Source organism: Streptomyces sp. NPDC005483 (assembly GCF_040606035.1).
Classification (GTDB): Bacteria; Actinomycetota; Actinomycetes; order Streptomycetales; family Streptomycetaceae; genus Streptomyces.
Window position 1 is genome coordinate 1 of sequence record NZ_JBEXEA010000090.1, and the last position, 7,245, is coordinate 7,245.

10 protein-coding genes and 1 pseudogene are annotated in these 7,245 nt (G+C 68.6%); 5 read left to right on the forward strand and 6 right to left on the reverse strand.

From position 1 onward, the window contains the following. Positions 1–276: UTRA domain-containing protein (locus ABZT06_RS49975; protein WP_355756459.1), on the forward strand; the 276-nt coding region annotated here is incomplete at its 5' end. A 956-nt stretch (positions 277–1,232) separates the two neighbouring features. Here ABZT06_RS49975 and ABZT06_RS49980 read toward each other — a convergent pair. The 3 genes from ABZT06_RS49980 to ABZT06_RS49990 are packed head-to-tail and all read right to left on the reverse strand — an operon-like array spanning position 1,233 to position 2,589. Further along, complete coding sequence (locus ABZT06_RS49980) at positions 1,233–1,967, reverse strand: A24 family peptidase (RefSeq protein WP_355756462.1); 735 nt, start codon at positions 1,965–1,967, stop codon at positions 1,233–1,235. 26 nt (positions 1,968–1,993) lie between these two features. Then, on the reverse strand, positions 1,994–2,368 hold the full coding sequence (locus tag ABZT06_RS49985; protein WP_355756464.1) for a fic family toxin-antitoxin system, toxin component: 375 nt from the start codon (positions 2,366–2,368) through the stop codon (positions 1,994–1,996). Next, a complete protein-coding gene (locus ABZT06_RS49990; protein WP_355756466.1) occupies positions 2,368–2,589 on the reverse strand; it encodes a hypothetical protein in 222 nt (73 codons plus the stop codon). The genes ABZT06_RS49985 and ABZT06_RS49990 overlap by 1 nt, the downstream gene beginning before the upstream one ends. Before the next feature lie 156 nt (positions 2,590–2,745). On the opposite strand from ABZT06_RS49990, the gene ABZT06_RS49995 reads away from it, so the two are divergent. Then, on the forward strand, positions 2,746–3,180 hold the full coding sequence (locus ABZT06_RS49995) for a hypothetical protein (protein WP_355756468.1): 435 nt from the start codon (positions 2,746–2,748) through the stop codon (positions 3,178–3,180). Between the two features lie 339 nt (positions 3,181–3,519). On the opposite strand, the gene ABZT06_RS50000 is transcribed toward ABZT06_RS49995, so the two are convergent. The 3 genes from ABZT06_RS50000 to ABZT06_RS50010 form a co-directional block, all read right to left on the reverse strand. Then, positions 3,520–4,011, reverse strand: a complete 492-nt coding sequence (locus tag ABZT06_RS50000) for an Asp23/Gls24 family envelope stress response protein (protein ID WP_355756471.1) — start codon at positions 4,009–4,011, stop codon at positions 3,520–3,522. Positions 4,012–4,270: 259 nt separating this feature from the next. Next, positions 4,271–4,777 (reverse strand): hypothetical protein, encoded by a 507-nt coding sequence (locus ABZT06_RS50005; protein WP_355756474.1) that lies wholly within the window; start codon positions 4,775–4,777, stop codon positions 4,271–4,273. 64 nt (positions 4,778–4,841) lie between these two features. Then, the gene (locus ABZT06_RS50010) at positions 4,842–5,399 is read right to left on the reverse strand and encodes a hypothetical protein (RefSeq protein ID WP_355756477.1); all 558 of its coding nucleotides are present in this window, start codon (positions 5,397–5,399) and stop codon (positions 4,842–4,844) included. Positions 5,400–5,532: 133 nt separating this feature from the next. On the opposite strand from ABZT06_RS50010, the gene ABZT06_RS50015 reads away from it, so the two are divergent. From ABZT06_RS50015 to ABZT06_RS50025, 3 genes and pseudogenes are all read left to right on the forward strand, one after another. After that, positions 5,533–6,075: a PP2C family protein-serine/threonine phosphatase gene (locus ABZT06_RS50015; RefSeq protein WP_355756479.1), complete on the forward strand. Its 543-nt coding sequence runs from the start codon at positions 5,533–5,535 to the stop codon at positions 6,073–6,075. After that, positions 6,072–6,926: pseudogene (locus ABZT06_RS50020) on the forward strand (sugar nucleotide-binding protein). Before ABZT06_RS50015 ends, ABZT06_RS50020 begins: the two are co-directional and overlap by 4 nt. A gap of 68 nt (positions 6,927–6,994) precedes the next feature. Then, on the forward strand, positions 6,995–7,245 hold a 251-nt coding region (locus ABZT06_RS50025; protein ID WP_355756482.1), incomplete at its 3' end, for a hypothetical protein.

A 7,245-nucleotide genomic window follows, 5' to 3' on the forward strand; every position in this document is an offset into this window, starting at 1 on the left:
ATCCTGCTGCCCGAAATGGGCCCGCTCGCCGGCAAAGGCGTCGTCGAGCGGATGCACTCCATCGGCGTCCACATCGTCACCGCGCTCGAAGTCCCACGCCCCGGCCGGGCCACCCGAGAGCAGGCCAACCTGCTGGGGATCGGCCGCGGGGACCAGGTCCTCGTGATCGAGCGGACCTACTACGACTGCGACGGCCGCGCCGTGGAGACTGCCGACATCACCGTCCCGGACGCCCGCTGGGAAGTCGCCTATGAATTCGGGGTGGACGCCCGGTAGCACCGCAGGGGCCGCCCCCATCTCACCAGCCCCTGCCTCGAGGGGCCCGGCCTCGCCATGATGCTGCACTGCGCGCACGGCGCGGAACCCACAACTCGCGCATCGAATGGGCAGGTTGCGCCTGCCGGACAGGCCATCGCTGCGCCGCCACCTTGAGCGCCGTCCGCGGCACGGCAACGGACGTCAGACCCTGCGGTCGGTCAATCAGCCAGTACGGTCCCGGCGGCACCTCCTTGCCGTCCGGGGGCAACGCCAGCTGCGTGCAGGATCTGCGAGCGCGGAGGTCGGACGGCGGCCAGTGAGCGGCATTCGCCGGGACGAGAAACGTGGTGGGAGCAGCTGGCAACGGGTTCACGCTGACCGCGCCCGGTGCAGTCAGCCGCGCCAACACCTGCAGCGCAAGGAACCGGTCGACCGCGATGACTCCGACGCTGGTTTCGCTAGCCGCAGCCGACTCACATGCGCTCGCCCGAGCCGTCCCGTCGCAACCCATACGGTTGCCTCCTCCACCCGCGGTTCACGTGAAGGCAGAGCCGGGCGGGGAGCCACGGTTGAACTGACAGTTCGCAAATTCGCGGTCCCCCTCTCCCCCACTAAGGGCATCGGTGATGGTTGGTCGATTCCTTCTCGATTGCATGGCTGGGGCGCCCCCGCGCATGCGGCGTGGAGCCCCTGCCAAACTGTGTGGCTCACACGATTTGAGGTGTCCATCGTCGGGGTGCGTGAGCCGATTAGCAACGGCCCGCCTACTGGGCGCAGTGTCACTGCGAACGCGAGACCCGCATCGAGAGCCTGGAGGGCGCCGACGCCACATCCGGCACACCGGGGGCAAGGCTCCTGACCCGCCTAATCGACGGACTGCACGCCCGCATCGAGCCCTAGGCCCGGGCGCAAGGCGTACCGGAGCTGTTCCACCTCGCAGCCGCCTAGACCGAGATCCCACCCGGTTCGTACGGTCACAGGGTGTGGGAACCGAAGAGGATCCCGACGAAACCGCCGGCCAGGAGAGACGGGCCGAACGGGATCGCCGTCTTGCGTCCGGCCCGTCTCGCGAGGAGTAGACCGACGCCGTACAGCGCACCGAACAGGAACCCGGCGAACGTGCCCAGCAGCAGAACTCCCCAGCCATACCAGCCCAGAACGGCCCCGAGCGCTGGTGCGAGTTTCACATCGCCGAAGCCGAAGCCCTTGGGGTTGATCAGGAACAGCACGCCGTAGCAGACGCCGAGCGTGAGAGAGCCGAGCAGCGCGGTGCGCCAACTGCCGCCAGCACCGGGCACCAGAGCGGCTCCTCCCAGCCCGCCGATCGTGAGCGCCGTGAGGGGCAGGGTGACGACGTCGGGCAGCCTGTGCACCGCGAAGTCGATGGCGGCGAGCAACACGGCCACCGGGGCGAGCAGCAGCCACACCAGCAACTCGGGGCGGCCGCCGGTAGTTACCGCCAGTACGGCGCAGACTACGGTCATCACCAGGGCGATGACGGGTGTACTCGGCCCGAACGTATCCCCGTCGGTGCAGCGGGCTCGCCCCAGCCACTCGTTCCTGAGCCAGTCGAGAGGATGCCCTGCCGGGCAGGTTGTGCGCCAGGGTTCCTCCGGCCGTACGGAGAGCCGGTACGCGGGGCGCGGTATGAGCAGGCCGGTGCCGGCGCCCCACAGGGCCGCTGCCGTGGTGATCCAGAACGTCTCCACCAGAGGGAGCCTATGCTCCGTGCGCCTCAGCCCCAGGTCCTGAGCGCCTCGGCGACCTGCCGGACGTCGCGGCGCCCCTCAACGACTTCGGAGACCAGCGTGATCGCTTCCTGGCTGCCGACTTTGACCTGGATGCCGCTGGCGTGGAGATAGGCGTAGGCGACCTGAGCAGCGAACAGTTCGTTGGAGTGTTCAAGGGCCGGGATCCGTGCGAGAGCGTGGAGGAGCGCGGCGGCACGGTGGTGGACAGCCGGGTAAACCAGGGTTCCCATAACCTCGTGCCGGTGGCGTGCAACGGCGGCGGCCAGCGCACCGTAATCGGTGACGTCGGGGTCGCCGGGGACGAGGTTCTGCGCGATGTCCAGCAGCCAGCGCTCATCGATGAGCACGACCGGGGGCATCAGGCGGCGTGGCTGCTGGGGCCGGTCCCGAAGCGGTCGGCGAAGGCCTGTCCGTGCTCCTCGGCGAAGGCCTTCGCTCCCTCGAGGAACCGGGTCCGCGCGAGGTCGGCGGTCAGTCGCCGGCTCGCGTACTGATCTGTGTCTTCATGGTCGTCGGCGGCACGACGCTGCAGTTCTTCGAACGTCTCATCGTCGACCTTGATGCGGATCTCCTTCGGCATGCCCCCACGGTAGCCGGACCTGGTCTCTGCCGGGGAGGGATGAGCGCAGTAGCCGACACCATCCACGCCCTTCGATGCCGCTCGGAGCAGCCCTCTTCGGGTGAGTAGCCGCCGAACCGCAGAACGCGGTATCCGCGCGGTTCTACGATGACGCCGATGGCTTCCTATGCGAAGGACCCGCGCTGCATCGCCATGGCCGAGGCCCTGGTCCCGTTGCTGCGCCGTTCCTGTCCCGAGAACGCCGGCGGCTTCGCCGGCTCCTACCAGGTGAACCTGGACGACGAGGAAGCCGTCGGGCTCGGCGGAGTCGAACTGATCAGGGCTGCGATGCGCAAAGCCGCCCGGCAGCTGGACTGGAAGGTAGAAACCATCGGGTGGATCGGCACCCGCTTCGGCACGATGGTCGCCGTTCGGGACACCCGGGAGGTCCCCAGCGAGCACCGGACCGTCGTCGACGCCGCGATGTACGAGCGCATGAGTGCCGCGATGGCCAGGGTGTCGTCCGAGCCCCGCGAGGTTCCCGTTCAGCGCGGCTCTGTCGCCCTGATGACCCAAGAGTTCCGCGCGGCTGTCGCTGAAGCGAACGCGTGATCAGGCGGGCCCACAGCCCTGGTCTGACGAGTCTGTTCAGTACGGCTGCCGTAGCCTCTGATGTCGACTCCCCCGTTCGCGGCCGTGTACCGGCAGACGTTGTTCAGTAGGTTTTTTCCTCCTCAACGCGGCAGGTCGGAGCCGTCGTGGTGCTGCTGGGTCAGCGATGGGGCCGATCGGAAGAGCCGGGCAGCAGACAGGCAATTACAACGTTCAGCTGCCGCTCACACAGTGGCGCAATGCGGGCATTGGCGGGAAATGTACCCAGTTAACCGTCGTACCGGCGCTCATGCTTCTGCCGGCATGGCCGTGCTGGATGCGGAGGTGCCTTGCGGCGGATCACGTCACGCGGCCCTCATCCTGTTCGGATTCCTCCTCCTCGTCGGGCAGGCGGACGTCGTCGACGGCGATGTTCACCTCGACGACCTCCAGTCCCGTCATACGCTCCACGGCGCCGATGACGTTGGAGCGCACCTCGCCCGCCACGTCCACGATGGACACGCCGTACTCGACAACGACGTTGAGGTCGACGGCAGCCTGCCGCTCCCCCACCTCGACCTTGACCCCCCGCGTGACGCCGCCGCCTGCGCCGCCTCCACCGGGGACCCGTTCCCGCATGGCGCCGAAAGCGCGGGCCATCCCGCCCCCGAGGTTGTGGATGCCCGGCACCTCACGGGCGGCCATCCCCGCGATCTTGGCCACCACGCCGTCCGCGATGGTGGTCTTCCCCCGGGTCTCCGCCGGAGCCCCGGCCCCGGTACGACCCTTCAGCGTGCTCACTCCCGCGTCGGACCGGCTGCCCGAGCTGATGCTAGTGCTGTTGTCCGTCATGGCGGTTGCCTCCATTGGTCCTCACATACGCCAAAGCAGTGGTTGCCCTGCACACCGAGCGGCGCCGGGGAGATCGTCGGACATGCCAGAAATCAGCTACGCGACTTCGGGGGCCAGGCGTCCTGGGTGGAGCCGAGGACATGGTGTGCAGACCGCCTTCGAGCGCGTGGTGGCCCATCGTGGGCCGGCCGGGGAGCTGCCCCCGTACGTCTACGGCGTCATCAGGAACGAGTGCTGGCGCTCCAGGTCCAGGATCGTGTCAGGTGACCAGCAGGCGGTTGAAGAACGAACGGTAGTGGCGCAGCGCCAGACGCAGGTCCTCGGTGTTCGCCTGCTCTCCCCGGTTCCACTGTCCTTCCAGTTCCTGTTTGTGGTCGGCGAATGTGGCGGCCAGCTTCTGCATCACGTCGGCGACGAGGGCGTCGGCGGTGTGCACGGCATCGCGCGGGTCGTCCACGAACTCGTTCTGCACCTCCTGCCAGCGTGTGCGGAACGCTTCCTCGTCCTGCGGGGTGAGCAGCTGGGGGGCCTCGTCCTCGGAGCGGGCGCCAGAATCGGTGGCTTGGTGCTGACTGCCCGAGTCGGCTCCTGCGGCCTTGTCTTCGACGGGCTTGCTCGGCGTGTTCGTGCTCTCGCCGGGGAAGGTCGGCACTTCGGCTGGCGTGCTCGCCGCGCTCTCCCGCGTGGACGTATCTCGGGGTTGGGCGAGGTCGTCGGTGGACAGGCCGCTCGCGGCGGCGGTGTCCGGTGTGTCTTTGCGTTGCATGTCTTCTCCGTTCCCGGATGCCGGGGTTTCCCGGACCGGGGCGACGGGCTGTTCGCCGAGCCGTTCAGGCCGGGGCGTGGCGGGGTTCGCCACCGTCGGAGAGCAGCTCGTCGAACAGGGCCCGGTAGTGCACCATGGCACCCCGCAATTGTTCGGTGGTCGCCTCGTGCCGGGTGCTGAGCGCATCGACATCGTGGGCGGCCCGGTAGTGCTCGAGTGTGCGGCCGTGCTCGACCGACAGGTCCTTGAGCTGTTGCTGGAAGTCCTGGGTCGGGTAGCCGCGCTCGTGCATCAAGGAGGTCACCAGGCGGTCCGCGTCGTGAACGGCGTCCTCTGGACGGTCCACGAACTCCTCCTGGACATTGGTCCAGTCCCGGGTGTACCGATCCCGGACAGTGCCGTCCAGCGGCTTGATGTCCAGCGAGTCATGCCGCTTCTCGCGGGCCCTGAGCTCACGCTCGCCGGCCGCGCGGCTGTCGGCATCCTCCACCGTTCGTACGTACTCCGGACCGAAGCGTTCGCGCAGCTTCTTGCGGCGCACGACCAGCCAGGCCATCACGGCCACCACGGCGATCACCACCACGATGGGAATGATGATCGCTAGAATCGTCCCTGTCGACATCGGGCAGACCCCCTAACATGCGCCCTATATGCCCCCTTTGTGACAAGTTGCCGCTGCTTCCGCGTTGAAACGGAGATACGCAGGCGAATCGCCGCGAACAGGCATACCCGGCCGTACAGGCGGCTACGCCACGATGAGCCAGCTGCGCAACATACTGCGCGGCATCGGCTGCGACCGCCAGAAACCTCCCGGGACCATCCTGCGCCGCCGCCTGGACCTGACCCACCACAACCTTGTCTCCGCACACGACCGCCACCTGCCTGCACGGCCAGCGCGACGACGGTACGTAGATGCTGGCTTCTCCAGCGCCGGGCACCCGCCACCCCTGCTGATCACCCACGACGGCGACACCCGCTACCTCACCGGCGGACACGGCCTCCTCCACAGCGTCGACCCCGATCCCCCGTACCCGCACGCCAGCGAAATGTCTGCCCGCTCCACCGTGCTGCTCTACACCGACGGACTGATCGAACGCCGCGGCGAAGGTCTGGATACGGGCATGACCCAACTACGCCAGCACGGCCGCTCTCGCCCGCGAGCCACGGCAGACCTTCTGCGACGAACGCCTCACCTGCCTGGCAGCCGATCACGCCGAAAACGCCGCTGCCCTCGCCCCACACTTGCCCACTCCACCGCTCAGCGCCCCCTGAGATCCGTCTACCGTTCCGCCCCATGACCACTTTGATCATCGGTGGCAGCGGCTTCCTGGGCGCCGAGCTGATTCGGCAGGCGACCGCAGCCGAGCAGGCCACGGCAGCAACTATGCCACCAGGCCCGGCAACGCCGCCCAGGCCGTCTGGCACCCCCTCGATCTGCGGAACGCCAACCGCCTGAACGCCGTCATGAGCGAGGTGAACCCGCGTCTCGTCATCAACGCCTCGAGCGGCGGATCCGACTGGGCCGTGACAGCGCAGGCCCCCATCCGGCTCGCAATGACTGCGGCAAGACAAGGTGTCCGCCTCGTCCACGTTTCCAGTGACGCCGTGTTCTCCGGGGCACGGCTCCACTACGACGAGTCCAGCCTGCCTGACCCCATCAACCGGGTCTGTACGGAGCGGCGAGGGCGGCGGCGGAAAGGGGGTCCTCGCGGTGTACCCGGAAGCTGTCGTCGCCCGCACCTCGCTGATCATCGGCGACGGGGGATCAGTCCATGAGCGCCTCGTACACGAACTTGCCGCCGGCACCCGCGACGGCACCCTGTTCACCGACGACATCCGCTGCCCGGTGCACGTCGCCGACTTGGCCGCCGCCCTCCTGGAGCTGGCTTCGGGCAACAGCTCCGCCATCAACCACGTCGCCGGGCCCGACACGGTGAGCCGCCACGAACTCGGCATCCTCATCGCCAGGCGGGACGGCATCGACACCTCCAGCCTCCCAACGGGCCGGCGAATCGACAGCCCGCTGCCCGGCGCCCTGGACGTGCGCCTCGACAGCAGGGCGACCCAGCGCAAACTGAGCACGACGTTGCGCGGCGTTCGGGCGGTGCTGCGCTGCGCCGCTGAATCCGGAGAGGACGGCTCGGCTTGAGGTGCTCGACAGCGAGTGTCGGCCGCTATTGAGGAGTGACGGTGGGATAGCACGACGGGGCGGCCGTCGTGGTCGAGGACGATCAGCGGGCGGCGCTCGCTGGCGGCGTCGAATACGGCCTGCCCGATGTCGTTGCCGCCGACGACGGCGTCCGGGCTGTCGGTGACGTCCATGAAGTCGACCGGGCTCTCCAGGGCGTAGCGCACGGCCGCGCGCGATTCGGCGAGCGCCGGGGGCCGCAGGCCCGCCCCGGTGGCGGCCTGGTCGAGGTCGGCGTCGGATGCGTCGTGGCCGATGCCCGACCGGAGCGCCGCGCTCA

What these genes read in the sequence shown, in the direction of transcription:
- ABZT06_RS49990 (WP_355756466.1), bottom strand. Translation starts at nt 2,589, where the DNA reads ATGCCGAAGGAGATCCGCATCAAGGTCGACGATGAGACGTTCGAAGAA.
- ABZT06_RS50005 (WP_355756474.1), bottom strand. Translation starts at nt 4,777, where the DNA reads ATGCAACGCAAAGACACACCGGACACCGCCGCCGCGAGCGGCCTGTCC.
- ABZT06_RS49985 (WP_355756464.1), bottom strand. Translation starts at nt 2,368, where the DNA reads ATGCCCCCGGTCGTGCTCATCGATGAGCGCTGGCTGCTGGACATCGCG.
- ABZT06_RS50015 (WP_355756479.1), top strand. Translation starts at nt 5,533, where the DNA reads ATGAGCCAGCTGCGCAACATACTGCGCGGCATCGGCTGCGACCGCCAG.
- ABZT06_RS50010 (WP_355756477.1), bottom strand. Translation starts at nt 5,399, where the DNA reads ATGTCGACAGGGACGATTCTAGCGATCATCATTCCCATCGTGGTGGTG.
- ABZT06_RS49995 (WP_355756468.1), top strand. Translation starts at nt 2,746, where the DNA reads ATGGCTTCCTATGCGAAGGACCCGCGCTGCATCGCCATGGCCGAGGCC.
- ABZT06_RS50000 (WP_355756471.1), bottom strand. Translation starts at nt 4,011, where the DNA reads ATGACGGACAACAGCACTAGCATCAGCTCGGGCAGCCGGTCCGACGCG.